We start from the raw sequence: 15,034 nt of genomic DNA on the forward strand, positions 1-15,034 counted from the left end.
GTACTAAAGAACAACATGCCGAAAACAGACGTTCAGAGTTCCTTATTGTAAGTGGTGCTCCTGTAGCTGAATAAAAAACAACTAATTATAAAAAAAGCCTATTCTGTAAAATGAATAGGCTTTTTTTTACCAAGTCGTAAAAGGATTTTTACTCAACTGCGAATTATAATACTTTAGTTCACCTGTAACTTCTTTGCCCAACCATATTGGATATTCAATAACTTCATCTTCGGAATTTAATTCTACTTCAGCTATAATTAAACCTTTGTTAGCTCCAAAAAACTCGTCGATTTCAAAAATATGATTGCCAAGCCTTACTTCATAGCGTGTTTTCTCAATCATACCAGCTTCACATAATTCTAAAAGACTTTCAGCCTCAATTATAGAAATTTCTTTTTCCCATTCAAAACGAGATAAACCATTAGCCGTAGATTTCCCTTTAATGGTTAAATAACCCAATTCTTTTTTTAATCTTACACGTACAGTTCGCTCTTTGTGACTATTTAAAAAGCCTTGTTTAATGGCATAACTATTAAAGGCTTCTGACTTGAAAGCTTTAGAGTTTACTAAAAATTTTCTTTCTATTTCTATCATCATACATAATAACAATTACCTTTTAAAAGGCATTTAATGCCTAAATTTACACTATGCTTAACGATTTACCAATAAGAAAGATAATTCATGTAGACATGGATGCATTTTATGCCTCTGTAGCACAAATGGATAATCCTGAACTTAGAGGCAAACCTATTGCTGCTGGAGGTGGTGGAACACGCGGAGTGGTAAGTGCCGCTAGTTACGAAGCTCGAAAATTTGGAGTAAAGAGTGCCATGTCTGGACGCTTAGCTATAAAACTGTGTCCCGAATTAATTTTTGTAAAAACTGATTTTGCACGCTATACTGAAATATCTAAACGTATTCGTAAAATCTTTTTTGAATATACTGATTTAGTTGAACCCTTATCTTTAGATGAAGCATACTTAGATGTCACAGATAACAAAATAGGATTGCCTAGCGCTACTTTATTGGCTCAGAATATAAGAGCAAGGATTTATGACGAAGTAGGCTTAACAGCTTCCGCAGGCATCTCTATTAATAAGTTTATCGCTAAGGTCGCTAGCGATTATAATAAACCTAATGGACAAAAAACAGTAAACCCAGAAGATGTTCTCAAATTTTTAGAAGACTTAGACATTCGAAAATTCTATGGTGTTGGAAAAGTGACTGCAGAAAAAATGTATCAAAAAGGCATTTTTACAGGAAAAGACTTGAAATCGAAGACACTTGAGTATTTAGATGAACATTTTGGAAAATCTGGCCGCTATTATTATGATGTCGTTAGAGGTATTCACTATAGTGAAGTAAAACCCAACCGCATAAGAAAATCTTTGGCTGCAGAACGCACATTTAGTGAAAATTTATCCTCTGAAATCTATATGTTTGAAAAATTAGAACATATTGCAGAAGAAGTCTCAAAACGACTATTAAAAAGTAAAGTTGCAGGAAAAACCATAACCTTAAAAATAAAATACAGCGATTTTACACTACAAACACGAAGCAAAACCTTACCTTATTTTGTGAGTGAAAAAGCAATAATATTAGATACCGCTAAAGATTTATTATACCAGGATACCCTGAACAACTCCGTTAGACTTTTAGGTATTTCTTTATCTAATTTGAATACAGATGATAAAAAAATTAAAAAAGAAGAAGAAACGGCTGTTAGCGTGCAGTTAAAATTTGAATTTTAAATGAAGTCGTGAGAAGTTTTTTTGCAAATAATAACAACTCAGCTTTATTCTTTAATTTGCTTCAGCACCAAAATAATGATATAAAAAAATAGCGATTGAATTTAAAATTCAAACGCTATTTCTATAATAATTAAAGTCTGTTTTTAAAAACTACAACTTTCTATCTCAGTAACTCTTAGTGTATTTACCATACCTTTTTCTTGTATTGGCATTGCTGCTAAACTAATTAACATATCACCAACATCTAAATAACCTTTTTTACAAGCTATAGCATTTACATCTTCAATAGTTTCATCTGTACTTACAAATTTATCGTAATAAAATGCTGTAACTCCCCAAAGAAGGTTTAGCTGTGTTAATATACGTTTGTTTGAGGTAAACACTAAAATATGAGCAGAAGGTCTCCATGCCGAAATTTGAAATGCCGTATAACCACTATTTGTTAATGTAGAAATGGCTTTCGCATTAATTTCGTTTGCCATGTTTGCTGCATGATAACAAATTGCTTTTGTAATATATCTTTTAGTACGAATATGAGGAGGAGATTGAGGCACTTCAATTAAAGGTGAATCTTCTACGCTACGTATAATATTTGCCATTTGACGAATAACTTGCACAGGATATTGCCCAACAGAAGTTTCTCCGGATAACATTACAGCATCTGCACCATCCATAACAGAATTGGCTACATCATTTACCTCTGCACGTGTCGGAGTTAAACTTGTAATCATGGTTTCCATCATTTGAGTTGCAATAATTACTGGAATTCTAGCGCGTTTGGCTCTAAGCACTAATTGCTTTTGAATTAATGGCACTTCTTCAGCAGGAATCTCAACTCCTAAATCACCACGAGCTACCATTAAACCATCACAATACGCGACAATTTTATCAATATTTTCTACTGCTTCTGGCTTTTCAATTTTAGCAATAATTGGAATTTTATGATCACTATGTTCAGAAATTAAACGTTCTAATTCCATTAAATCTTCTGCATGACGCACAAATGATAAAGCGATCCAATCTACTTTTTGCCCAATAGCAAAGATAGCATCTTCAATATCCTTCTCTGTTAACGCTGGTTGCGAAATATTGGTATTTGGAAGGTTTACTCCTTTCTTAGATTTTAAAGGTCCTCCTTGTATTACTCTTGCTTTAACTTCAGATTTTTTATCTGTAGAAACAACTTCAAAAATTAATTTTCCATCGTCTAATAAAATGCGTTCACCTGGTTTTGCATCTTGAGGAAACTTATCATAAGTCATGTAAACACGTTCCTTTGTTCCTTCAAAACGCTTTCCTGTTGCAAAAATGATTTCGTCTCCTTCATTGACTATTACTTCACCTTTCATGGTGCCAACACGCAATTTAGGACCTTGTAAATCTCCTAAAATTGAGGCATTGTAGCCAAACTCTTCGTTGAGCTCTCTTATCATTTTTATACGTTCCTCGACGTCTTTATAATCGGCGTGAGAAAAATTAATTCTAAATACATTACAGCCTTCATCCAACATTGCTTTTAATACTTCTTTTGTACTTGTTGCTGGACCTAATGTGGCTACTATTTTTGTTTTCTTGTTTGACATCAATTCAAAAAATTAAATGGTCTTTCGACTTTATTTTTAACGGATCTACCGCATAACTTGTTATAATTTGTGGAATAGCTTGTAATTTAAATAAGATCTCTTTTTCATCTACATTTTCTATTTCGTCTGAAATTTTTAGAAAAAAATCAACCTTTTTAAACTCCGAAATTAGATGAAATGTTTTAAGTACTTTTTCACTACCATTAAATAATGTTCCTGTACTACTTAAACCATCTTCTTCCTTTTTACAAGTATTAGAAATTAAATTCCAAAAGACGTATTCCTTTTCGTTATCCCATTCAAAAATACTGTATGAGGACTCTAAATACTTAAAGTCTATATCTTTATCCTTACGTTCTAACTTAAGCTCTAAATGCTTGTTGAGCAAATAAGCCAATCGATAATCTTCTAATCTACAATGAATAGCAATTAGTTTATATGAATCATCATAGAAATCATCTACCTGAAGTTTGTGTAAAGCCATACAATTATAACTTTGAACGGTAAATATAGTGTATTAAAAGATTTATTTTAATAAGAATAAGTTAAGATTAATCCAAAAAATCTACGAAAACGTTATCGTAGGATTAATTTAATTTTAATAAAGAGGGTTTAATCTAGTGAAGTTTTGAAATTTGGTTTTGAAATGCAAAAAAAGCGCGTTTGGAAGCTTTTTCTTCTGCTTTCTTCTTTGATGTTGCTCTTGCTTTTGAAACTACTTTATCATTAATAATAAGCTTTACAGAAAAATGCTTTAATTCATCATTGCCTGTATCTTCATAAATTTCATAGTTAAATGTGTTTTTCTCTTTTTGGCACCACTCTATCAATAAACTTTTATAACTAATGACTTTACCTTCTAAAGACTCAATGTCTACATGTGGATTAATAACACGTTTATAAACGAATTTCTCACAAAAGCTATAACCTTTATCTAAATAAATGGCCCCAACTAAAGCTTCAAAAAGATTGCCGTGAATATTGTCACCAAAATTAGACTTAGGTATTTTACTTTCTACAAAATCTATAAGTCGTAATTCCTCTCCCAGTTTATTAAGGTGCTCTCTACTAACTACTTTAGAGCGCATTTTGGTGAGGTAGCCTTCATCGCCATGAGGTACTTTTTCAAATAAGTAGGCTGCAATTACAGAGCCAAGGATAGCATCACCTACAAACTCTAATCGTTCGTAGTTAATAGGGTTTCCTTGATCGTCCTTAATATTCATGGACCGATGGGTAAACGCTGTTAAATAAATTGATTTTGTTTTTGGCTTAAAGCCAATAATATCCTTGAGTTGTAAAAAAAAATTCCCGTTCTCGTGAGAGCGGGAATTTAATATGTTACGAATGAAGCTCATTCGGGATTTAATCTAATTTTTTGAATACTACACAAGCGTTGTGACCGCCAAATCCAAATGTATTACTCATCGCGACTTTAATGTCTCGTTTCTGAGCTTTATTGAGCGTTAAATTTAATTCTGGATCTATGTTTTCATCTACCGTTTCATGGTTAATTGTTGGTGGTACAATACCGTGCTCCATCGCTAATATAGAAGCAATAGCTTCAATAGCGCCAGCAGCCCCCAACAAGTGACCTGTCATAGATTTTGTCGAATTAATATTTATGTTTTTTGCATGACTTCCAAATACTTCAGATATAGCTTTTAACTCGGCAACATCACCTAAAGGTGTTGATGTACCGTGTGTATTTATATGATCTACATCTTCAGGACTTAAACCTGCATTTTCTAAACAATTTTTCATTACCGCAACAACACCAATACCTTCTGGATGTGGGGCTGTCATATGATACGCATCTGAAGATAAACCTCCACCTACAACTTCTGCGTAGATTTTAGCTCCTCTTGCTTTAGCGTGTTCGTACTCTTCTAAAACAATAGCTCCTGCACCTTCACCTAATACAAAACCGTCTCGGTTAGCATCAAATGGTCTCGAAGCTGTTTGAGGATCATCGTTACGCGTACTCATGGCGTGCATAGCATTAAAACCTCCCATACCAGCAATTGTAACTGCTGCTTCACTTCCTCCTGTAATAATCACGTCACAAGACCCTAAACGAATAGTGTTTAAAGCATCGATCATTGAATTTGCAGAAGACGCACATGCAGATACAGTGGTATAATTAGGTCCCATGAAACCATACTTTATAGATATGTTTCCAGGCGCTATATCAGCAATCATTTTTGGTATGAAGAAAGGGTTAAATCGAGGTGTACCATCACCGGCTGCAAAGTTTAACACTTCTTCTTGAAATGTTTCTAATCCGCCAATACCAGCTCCCCAAATAACTCCAACTCTTAATTTGTTTAGGGCGTCTAAATCTAGTTTTGAGTCTGCAATTGCTTCATCTGAAGCCACCATTGCATACTGCGAAAACTTATCCATTCGCTTTGCTAACTTTCTATCAATAAAGTCAGTAACTTCAAAGTTTTTTATTTCACAAGCGAATTTTGTTTTGAACTTTTCAGGATCAAAATGTGTTACACGTGCGGCACCACTTTTGCCACTAATAAGAGCTTCCCAATATTCATCCTTGGTGTTTCCTATTGGTGTAAGTGCACCTAAACCCGTTACTACGACTCGCTTTAATTCCATAAAAATTGAGTTATTATTTTGCTTCTTCTATATAAGAAACCGCTTGACCAACTGTTGCTATATTCTCAGCTTGATCGTCTGGTATTTGAATATCGAATTCTTTTTCGAATTCCATTATTAATTCTACAGTATCTAATGAATCCGCTCCTAAATCGTTTGTGAAGCTTGCTTCAGTTACAACTTCGTTTTCATCAACACCTAATTTATCTACGATAATCGCTTTTACTCGTGATGCAATGTCTGACATAATTTTTTAATTTTAAGTTTTAATTAGATGGCAAAAATAAAAAACTTTATTTGAATATTCATCTTTACCGATAAAATGTGTTTTTAATTTAGTAAAAATAAAGATAAAGTATTTAGTATTTACTCCTAATTGTTAATTATTATTCTTTTTTTTGTTTGAATAATAAAGAAGAAATATACCTGTAAATGAAACGTATTGTAATTTTTGCGTCCGGAAGTGGCTCTAATGCTGAAAATTTAATTAAGTTTTTTCACAACAGCGATACTGCGTCTGTTATTCAGGTACTAACTAACAATCCTCATGCCAAAGTGCTTGACCGTTGTAAAAAACTAAATGTTAGCGCCTTATCTTTTAACAGAATAGCATTTTCTAAATCTGAAGATGTCTTAAACATATTAGAAGTATCTCAACCAGACCTGATAGTGTTAGCTGGTTTTCTTTGGAAATTTCCTGATTTTATTTTAGAAAAATTTGAAAATAAAGTCATTAATATTCATCCTGCGTTATTACCAAAGTATGGTGGAAAAGGCATGTACGGCATGCATGTGCATGACGCTGTTGTTAAAAATAAAGAAACAGAAACTGGCATTACCATTCACTATGTAAATGAAAATTATGATGAAGGAGCTATTATTTTTCAGGAAAAATGTAAGGTTTTACCTACCGACTCTGCCGAAGATGTTGCTAAAAAGATTCATTTGTTAGAAATGGAGCATTTCCCAAAGGTGGTTGAGAAAATATTAAATAGATAGATGTCATACTGAGCTTGTCGAAGTATCTTTTCTAGATGCTTCATTTCATTTTAAAATGACATAAAAAGATTTCCGTTTTCACGGGAAGTAAACATGAGTAAAAAGAAAAAAAAATATTATACTGTTTGGAAAGGCCACAAAAAAGGAGTCTATAATACTTGGAATGCCTGTAAAGCTCAAATTAAAGACTACCAAGGTGCACAATACAAATCTTTTCCTACACTTGAAGAAGCCGAAAAAGCATTAGAAGGAGATTACTTTAATTATATAGGGAAAAATAAAACGTTTTCTAGTGGACTCACAGAAGCTGAGCTAAAAAAAATAGGACAACCCAATTACCATTCTATTTCTGTAGATGCAGCGTCAAGTGGAAATCCTGGGATTATGGAATATAGAGGAGTCGATACCAAGACAAAAAAACAGCTCTTTATTCAAGGCCCTTTTGAACAAGGCACTAATAATATTGGCGAATTTTTAGCCTTAGTTCATGGGTTAGCCTTTTTAAAAAAGCACAATAGCGACCGTATAATGTACACGGATTCTAGAACCGCTATGAGTTGGGTACGCAAAAAAACCTGTAATTCTAAACTTCCTCGTAATGCCAAGAACAAACCCGTTTACGACTTAGTAGATCGTGCTGTAGAATGGCTAAAGACTAATGAGTATTCTACAACTATTGTGAAATGGGAGACTAAGGCTTGGGGAGAAATTCCAGCAGATTTTGGAAGGAAATAAATCTATTTTGCATTGCGTTAATTGATGTTTCACAAGGAATTATTTTTACGTAAATTTGCACTTTAATTCAAACTTCTTTTATGAGTAAATTAGTAATTGTTGGCACTGTAGCCTTTGATGCCATTGAAACACCTTTTGGTAAAACCGATAAGATCCTAGGTGGTGCAGCAACATATATAGGTTTATCCGCTTCAAATTTCCATGTAGATTCTGCAGCAGTTTCTGTTGTTGGCGGCGATTTTCCTCAAGAATATTTAGATCTTTTAAAAAATAGAAATGTAAATATCGATGGTGTAGAAATTGTAAAAGACGGTAAAACGTTCTTTTGGAGTGGAAAATATCATAACGATATGAACTCTCGTGATACCTTAGCTACAGAGCTCAATGTATTGGAGCATTTTAATCCAATTGTTCCTGAAGATTATAAAGATTCAGAAGTTGTTATGCTAGGTAACTTACACCCTCTTGTACAGCAAGGTGTATTAGACCAAATGACTACAAAACCTAAACTAGCCATTCTAGACACTATGAATTTCTGGATGGACATCGCTTTAGATGATTTACTGTCTGTAATTAAAAACGTAGACGTTATTACCATTAATGATGAAGAAGCAAGACAATTAACAGGAGAATACTCTTTAGTCGTTGCAGCGAGAAAGATTCATGACATGGGACCAAAATATGTAGTGATTAAAAAAGGAGAACACGGAGCCTTATTGTTTCATAATGATAATGTATTCTATGCTCCTGCTTTACCTTTAGAAGAAGTCTTTGATCCAACAGGTGCTGGTGATACATTTGCTGGTGGTTTTGCTGGTTATTTAGCTAAAACAGGCGACTTCTCTTTTGAGAATATGAAAACAGCTGTCATCTACGGCTCAACGTTAGCTTCTTTCTGTGTTGAAAAATTTGGCACGGAGCGCATGCAAAATTTAACAGATAAAGAAATTTATAAACGTCTAGACCAATTTAAGAGTCTGACACAATTTGATATAGAATTAGCATAAACTAACGCGCTCATAAATTGAGCGCGTTTTTTATTTCACAAAAAAAATAAATAGCGGAAAAAATTAATCATGAGTGATGCGTTAAAACATGAGTGCGGAATTGCACTTATTAGACTTTTAAAACCATTAGAATATTATAAAGAAAAGTATGGCAGTGCTTTTTATGGTGTTAACAAAATGTATTTAATGATGGAAAAACAGCACAACCGTGGACAAGACGGAGCTGGTTTTGCAAGTATTAAATTAGACGTAAAACCTGGAGAACGCTACATTAGTCGTGTGCGATCTATTGCCCAACAACCCATACAGGATATTTTTGCTCAAATTAACGAACGTATTAACCACGAGCTTACAAGCCACCCGGAATATCAAGACGATGTTGATTTACAGAAAAAACACATTCCGTACATAGGCGAGGTATTACTAGGCCATGTTAGATATGGTACATTTGGTAAAAACAGTGTAGAAAGTGTTCATCCATTTTTAAGACAAAACAACTGGATGCACAGAAACCTGATTGTCGCAGGAAACTTTAACATGACCAATGTTAATGAACTTTTCGATAATCTTATTGAAATTGGTCAGCATCCAAAAGAAAAAGCAGACACCATTACTGTAATGGAAAAGATTGGTCACTTTTTAGATGATGCTGTTTCAAAAATTTATAAAGATCTCAAAAAAGAAGGCTACAATAAAAATGAATGTTCTCCTTTAATCGCAGAACGTTTAAAAGTTGGAAAAATTTTAAAGCGTGCTGCCAAAAACTGGGATGGTGGTTATGCCATGGCTGGTTTATTAGGCCATGGAGATTCTTTTGTATTAAGAGATCCGTCCGGCATAAGACCAACTTACTACTATGAAGATGATGAAATTGTTGTCGTAGCATCAGAACGCCCTGTAATTCAAACCGTGTTTAACGTGCCTTTTGAAGCCGTAAAAGAATTAGAACCAGGACATGCTATTATTACCAAAAAATCTGGTGAAACAAAAATCAAAAAAATATTAGAACCTTTAGAACGCAAAGCTTGTTCTTTTGAACGTGTCTATTTTTCTCGTGGTAGTGATGCTGAAATATATCAAGAACGTAAAATGCTTGGGCGTTTATTAATGCCTAAAGTTCTTGAAGCTATTAATAACGATACCAAAAATAGCGTGTTTTCGTACATTCCTAATACAGCGGAAACCTCATTTTACGGCATGATTGAAACCGTTGAAGATCATCTCAACGAACAGAAAACAGCCTCTATATTAAATGGTAACGGTCAATTATCAGCAGAAAAGGTCACCGAAATCTTATCGGAACGCCCAAGAATTGAAAAAATAGCTATTAAAGACGTAAAACTAAGAACCTTTATTACTGAAGATAGTAGCAGAGATGATTTAGTAGCACACGTCTATGACGTTACTTATGGTGTTATAAAACCAACCGACAACTTAGTGATTATTGATGATAGTATTGTTAGAGGTACAACTCTAAAAAAGAGTATTATTAAAATGATGGACCGATTAAACCCTAAGAAAATTGTGGTGGTTTCTTCAGCTCCTCAAATTCGCTACATTGATTGTTATGGTATAGATATGGCCAACTTAGAAACTTTAATTGCTTTTAGGGCGGCTTTAGAATTATTAAAAGACACTAATCAATATCATATTGTAGAAGAGGTCTATCACAAATGTCTTAAGCAAGTAAACATTAAAGATAAAAATGTTGTCAACCATGTAAAAGAGATTTACGATAATTTTACAGACGAACAGATTTCTGATAAAATTTCAGAATTATTAAGTGATGAAAATGTTAATGCCGAAGTGAAAATTATTTTCCAACCTGTTGAAAATCTGCATAAAGCCTGTCCTAAAAATTTAGGTGATTGGTACTTTACTGGAGATTATCCTACACCAGGTGGAAACAGAGTTGTAAACAGAGCTTTTATTAACTTCTATGAAGGAAATAAAGAGCGCGCATACTAAACAACGACTCTAAACGACTTTTAATCCGATAAATTATGTATTTTATCTAGGAAAAATGCATTTCGTCGGATTCATGCATTCGCTTTAACAAATTAAATATACATTGGTATCACCATAACATAAGTAGGTTAAGTTCATGGTAGATTTGGGGCAAAAAAAGGTGAACTTCGTTCACCTTTTTTTATACACTTAATTTAAAGTGTTACTTTAAGTCAGATCTTCATTTAAGATACAAATTCATCTCTCAAACAAGTCCGGAACATAGTAGTTTCCACTCTTAGACTAATATATAGGTCGTTTGTCCAAAAAATTGATTAGAGAAACAATGTCCCCTTATATTTGACTCACCATAACATAAGTAGGTTAAGTTTATGGTAGATTTGGGGCAAAAAGGATGAACAACTGTTCATCCTTTTTCATGCCCAATTCCCAAACAAAAGAATCAAAAATTTAACCATAAAAAAATCCGAGTCTATATATAAAGACTCGGATTTTTTTTAATTTAAAATACTTTTAAGCTTATTTAGCTTCAGCATATCGTCTTTCAACTTCATTCCAATTAATTACGTTAAAGAATGCTTCAATATAATCTGGTCTTCTGTTTTGGTAATTTAAATAATAAGCATGTTCCCAAACATCTAAACCTAAAATTGGTGTACCACCACAACCAACTCCTGGCATTAATGGATTATCTTGATTTGGTGTAGAACAAACTTCAACTTTTCCACCTTCATGCACGCACAACCAAGCCCAACCAGAACCAAATTGTGTTGCCGCTGCCTTAGAAAATTCGTCTTTAAATACATCAAAAGAACCGTATTTTGCTTCAATAGCATCTTTTAATTCTCCAGATAATCGTCCTTTTCCTTCAGGATTCATAATGTCCCAAAATAATGAATGGTTATAAAACCCACCTCCATTATTTCTAACAGCTTTATTCTCTTTATCTAGATTGATAAGGATATTCTCAATAGTCTTTCCTTCTAAATCTGTTCCTTCAATTGCTGCATTTAATTTATTTGTGTAGCCTTGATGATGTTTAGTATGATGTATCTCCATAGTACGAGCATCAATATTTGGTTCTAAAGCATCATAAGCATATTTTAATTTCGGTAATTCGAAAGCCATAATATTATTGTTTTTAATTAGTTAATATTTTGTTTGCACTCAAATTTACAATTTTGTCTGAGATTTTTTCTTAATAAACTATTAAGATTCCCTATTTTGGTATAAAAATTATCTCTTGCAAAATTCAGCCTTCAAAATATATAATGCATCAGCTGGTAGTGGTAAAACATTTACACTAGCCAAAGCTTATCTCAAAATATTAATTCAATCTAAAAGTTACGATCAATTTAAATCTATTTTAGCTATTACATTTACTAACAAAGCGGTAGGTGAAATGAAAGAGCGAATTGTTGATATGCTAAAATCTTTTTCGTCGGAAGAAAGTCTAACAAAACCACATCCAATGTTTGAAGCTATTTGTGGTGAATTAGACATTAAGCCCGAAATTCTTCACAACAAATCTAAACACATTCTAAAACACATAATCCATAACTATGGTGCGTTTGACATTTCTACCATTGACGGCTTTACGCATAGAGTTATTAGAACTTTTGCGCACGATTTAAAATTGCCTGTAAATTTTGAAGTTGAACTAGACCAAGAACGCCTTTTAAATGAAGCTGTTGACAGTCTTATTTCTAAAGCTGGTAGTGACAAAACCTTAACCAAAGTCTTGGTCGATTTTGCAATAGAAAAAGCAGACGAAGACAAAAGTTGGGACATCAGTTTTGATTTTAATAAGATTTCAAAATTATTAGTTAACGAAAATGATCTTTTTGCCATTAATACTTTAAAAGAAAAAACACTTGATGATTTTAAAGTTTTAAAACAACAATTAGCCAAAGAAATTATTCTGCTTGAAGAAAAAATTGAAACTATAGCACTTAACGCTTTAACTCTAATTGAAGCATCTGGTTTACAATTTAATGACTTCAATAGAAGTTCGCTTCCAAAACATTTTGAAAAATTAGCTGCCAAGCAATTTTCGGTTGGCTTTGATTCTGCTTGGCAAAACGATTTAATTGAAGGCAATACACTTTACCCTAAACGTGTTTCTGATGATGTTGCATCAACTATTGAAAGTATTCAACCAAAATTATCGGAATATTTTGTGGCTTCAAAAACGTCAATTTTCAACATAAAGCTAAAAAAAGGATTTTACAGGAATGTCACTCCCCTTTCTGTTTTAAATGCCATTAAAAATGAATTAGACACTTTAAAGGCTGACCAAAACAAGATGTTGATTTCAGAATTCAATACTATTATTGCTAAAGAGATTAAAAACCAACCAACACCTTTTATCTACGAACGTTTGGGTGAAAAATTCAAACATTATTTTATAGATGAATTTCAAGACACCTCTAAAATGCAGTGGGAAAATTTAGTTCCCTTGCTAGAAAACGCTCTTTCTGCCGCCAATGGTTCGGCAATGCTCGTTGGAGATGCCAAACAAGCCATTTACAGATGGAGAGGTGGTGAAGCAGAACAGTTTATTAAACTTTATAATACCATTGATAATCCATTTCAGATTGAAGCCGAAGTATTACCATTAGACACCAATTACAGAAGCTCAAAAGCTGTTATTGAGTTTAATAATTCGTTTTTTGAATTTTTAAGTGAAACTACTTTTAGTGAAGCCGCTTATGCAGATCTTTACAAAAAGGCGAAACAAAATACACATAACAAATCTGAGGGTTATGTGAACCTTAATTTTTTAGACATTCAAAAGGAAGACGATATCCACGAGTTATATGCCAACGAGGTTTTAGAAACTATAAAAGCATGTCAAGCTAATGGATTTCCATTAGATGATATTTGTGTTTTGGTAAGAAAACGAAAAGAAGGAGTCGCTATTGCTAATTACCTCAATGAAAATGGGATTAAGATTACATCCTCGGAAACCTTGCTTTTAAAAAATTCGGATAAAGTTAATTTTATTAATTCGTTTTTAAAGTTACTTATTCAACCGAATAACGACAGTTTAAAAGTTGAAGTCCTCTCCTATTTAGCAGCACAAAATCAAATTGAAGATACACATCTATTTTTTGTCTCTTATCTCAGAAAAAACATTGATGAGATGTTTTCAGAATTAAAACAGCTTAACATTTATATAGACAAAAACCAATGCCTTCAATTACCATTATACGAATTGGTAGAACATGTGGTTAGACTTTTTAATCTAAATGAAACCTCAGACGCATACCTTCAGTTTTATTTAGATGTTGTTTTAGAATTTACACAAAAGCAAAATGCAGATGTTGCTGCTTTTATCAATTATTTTGAAAAGAAAGCAGATAAATTAAGCGTGGTAACTCCTGAGCATATGAGTGCGGTTCAAATTATGACCATCCATAAATCAAAAGGCTTAGAATTCCCTGTGGTAATATTTCCTTATGCAGATCTAGATATTTATAGAGAAATAGAACCAAAAGTATGGTTTCCTGTTAAAGCAGAAGATTATAATGGTTACGAAACGCTATTACTTAATTACAATAAAGATGTTGAACATTTTGGAGACATCGGAAATCAAATTTACAACACACACCAATCGCAATTAGAATTAGACAACATTAATTTGCTTTACGTAGTTTTAACTAGAGCTGTAGATCAATTATATATTATTTCTAAAAAAGACATCAATTCAAAAGGAGAGATAAACACAAATACTTATGCAGGGCTATTTATTAATTTTTTGCAGCACGAAAATAAATGGAACGAAAATCAATTAACCTACAGCTATGGATTACTAAAACCAAATGAAAACATTTCGGAAAAAACACTAACTTCTAATCCTTTAAAATTAATTTCAGTTCCAAAAGAAGAGCACAATTTAAAAATTGTCACCAAATCCGGATTACTTTGGGACACACAACAAGAAGCCGCCATTGAACGTGGTAACTTGGTACATTTAATTTTATCGAAAATAAAAACTGTTGAAGATGTCGATTTTGCTTTTAATGATTTATTGATTTCAGGAGAAATAACAACAGAACATAGCCATACATTAAAATCTCTAGTTTTAAACGTTATAAAACATCCTAAATTAGAAAGGTACTTTCACAATGATTTCACCATTTACAATGAACGTGATATTATTACAAGCACAGGTTTAATTCTACGTCCAGACCGCCTGAACATTAATTCAAAAAATGAAGCTATTCTTATAGATTACAAAACCGGAGAGGCCAAAGAGTCTTATGCAAATCAGCTTAACAATTATGAGGTTATTTTAAATGAGATGAATTTAACTGTAACCCATAAATTACTGGTTTATATAAATGACACAATTGAAGTTCTTGAAGTCTAA

General features: G+C 32.9%; 13 protein-coding genes. 6 read left to right on the forward strand and 7 right to left on the reverse strand.

What is annotated here, in order from left to right; genetic code table 11:
* Positions 1–126: 126 nt before the first annotated feature.
* The gene (locus ABD730_RS13545) at positions 127–594 is read right to left on the reverse strand and encodes a CYTH domain-containing protein (protein WP_334468864.1); all 468 of its coding nucleotides are present in this window, start codon (positions 592–594) and stop codon (positions 127–129) included.
* Positions 595–647: 53 nt separating this feature from the next.
* Between ABD730_RS13545 and dinB the strand changes: the two genes are divergently transcribed.
* Positions 648–1,751 carry a DNA polymerase IV gene (gene dinB / locus ABD730_RS13550; RefSeq protein WP_344715392.1) on the forward strand — a complete coding sequence of 368 codons (1,104 nt, stop codon included), beginning with the start codon at positions 648–650 and terminating at the stop codon, positions 1,749–1,751.
* Positions 1,752–1,894: 143 nt separating this feature from the next.
* Here the strand turns inward: dinB and pyk are convergent, their stop codons facing one another.
* The 5 genes from pyk to ABD730_RS13575 form a co-directional block, all read right to left on the reverse strand.
* A complete protein-coding gene (pyk, locus tag ABD730_RS13555) occupies positions 1,895–3,337 on the reverse strand; it encodes a pyruvate kinase (RefSeq protein WP_215926111.1) in 1,443 nt (480 codons plus the stop codon).
* Position 3,338: 1 nt separating this feature from the next.
* The gene (locus ABD730_RS13560) at positions 3,339–3,818 is read right to left on the reverse strand and encodes an IPExxxVDY family protein (protein WP_334468415.1); all 480 of its coding nucleotides are present in this window, start codon (positions 3,816–3,818) and stop codon (positions 3,339–3,341) included.
* A 133-nt stretch (positions 3,819–3,951) separates the two neighbouring features.
* Entirely contained in the window at positions 3,952–4,692 is a 741-nt protein-coding gene (gene rnc / locus ABD730_RS13565) for a ribonuclease III (protein WP_215926115.1), read from the reverse strand.
* A gap of 7 nt (positions 4,693–4,699) precedes the next feature.
* Entirely contained in the window at positions 4,700–5,950 is a 1,251-nt protein-coding gene (gene fabF / locus ABD730_RS13570; protein ID WP_334468420.1) for a beta-ketoacyl-ACP synthase II, read from the reverse strand.
* Positions 5,951–5,963: 13 nt separating this feature from the next.
* Entirely contained in the window at positions 5,964–6,197 is a 234-nt protein-coding gene (locus ABD730_RS13575; RefSeq protein ID WP_013750595.1) for an acyl carrier protein, read from the reverse strand.
* Positions 6,198–6,382: 185 nt separating this feature from the next.
* On the opposite strand from ABD730_RS13575, the gene purN reads away from it, so the two are divergent.
* The 4 genes from purN (at position 6,383) to ABD730_RS13595 (ending at position 10,659) form a co-directional block, all read left to right on the forward strand.
* The gene (gene purN / locus ABD730_RS13580) at positions 6,383–6,949 is read left to right on the forward strand and encodes a phosphoribosylglycinamide formyltransferase (RefSeq protein WP_334468431.1); all 567 of its coding nucleotides are present in this window, start codon (positions 6,383–6,385) and stop codon (positions 6,947–6,949) included.
* Positions 6,950–7,042: 93 nt separating this feature from the next.
* Positions 7,043–7,684, forward strand: a complete 642-nt coding sequence (locus ABD730_RS13585; RefSeq protein ID WP_334468432.1) for a ribonuclease H1 domain-containing protein — start codon at positions 7,043–7,045, stop codon at positions 7,682–7,684.
* Positions 7,685–7,764: 80 nt separating this feature from the next.
* Positions 7,765–8,691: a PfkB family carbohydrate kinase gene (locus ABD730_RS13590; protein ID WP_334468433.1), complete on the forward strand. Its 927-nt coding sequence runs from the start codon at positions 7,765–7,767 to the stop codon at positions 8,689–8,691.
* 69 nt (positions 8,692–8,760) lie between these two features.
* The gene (locus ABD730_RS13595; RefSeq protein ID WP_215926125.1) at positions 8,761–10,659 is read left to right on the forward strand and encodes an amidophosphoribosyltransferase; all 1,899 of its coding nucleotides are present in this window, start codon (positions 8,761–8,763) and stop codon (positions 10,657–10,659) included.
* Positions 10,660–11,178: 519 nt separating this feature from the next.
* On the opposite strand, the gene ABD730_RS13600 is transcribed toward ABD730_RS13595, so the two are convergent.
* A complete protein-coding gene (locus ABD730_RS13600; RefSeq protein WP_215926127.1) occupies positions 11,179–11,787 on the reverse strand; it encodes a superoxide dismutase in 609 nt (202 codons plus the stop codon).
* Positions 11,788–11,902: 115 nt separating this feature from the next.
* Here ABD730_RS13600 and ABD730_RS13605 point away from each other — a divergent pair, with 115 nt between their 5' ends.
* On the forward strand, positions 11,903–15,034 hold the full coding sequence (locus ABD730_RS13605) for a UvrD-helicase domain-containing protein (RefSeq protein ID WP_344715398.1): 3,132 nt from the start codon (positions 11,903–11,905) through the stop codon (positions 15,032–15,034).

The sequence above is a fragment of the Winogradskyella damuponensis genome, assembly GCF_039538385.1.
GTDB classification, from domain to species: domain Bacteria; phylum Bacteroidota; class Bacteroidia; order Flavobacteriales; family Flavobacteriaceae; genus Winogradskyella; species Winogradskyella damuponensis.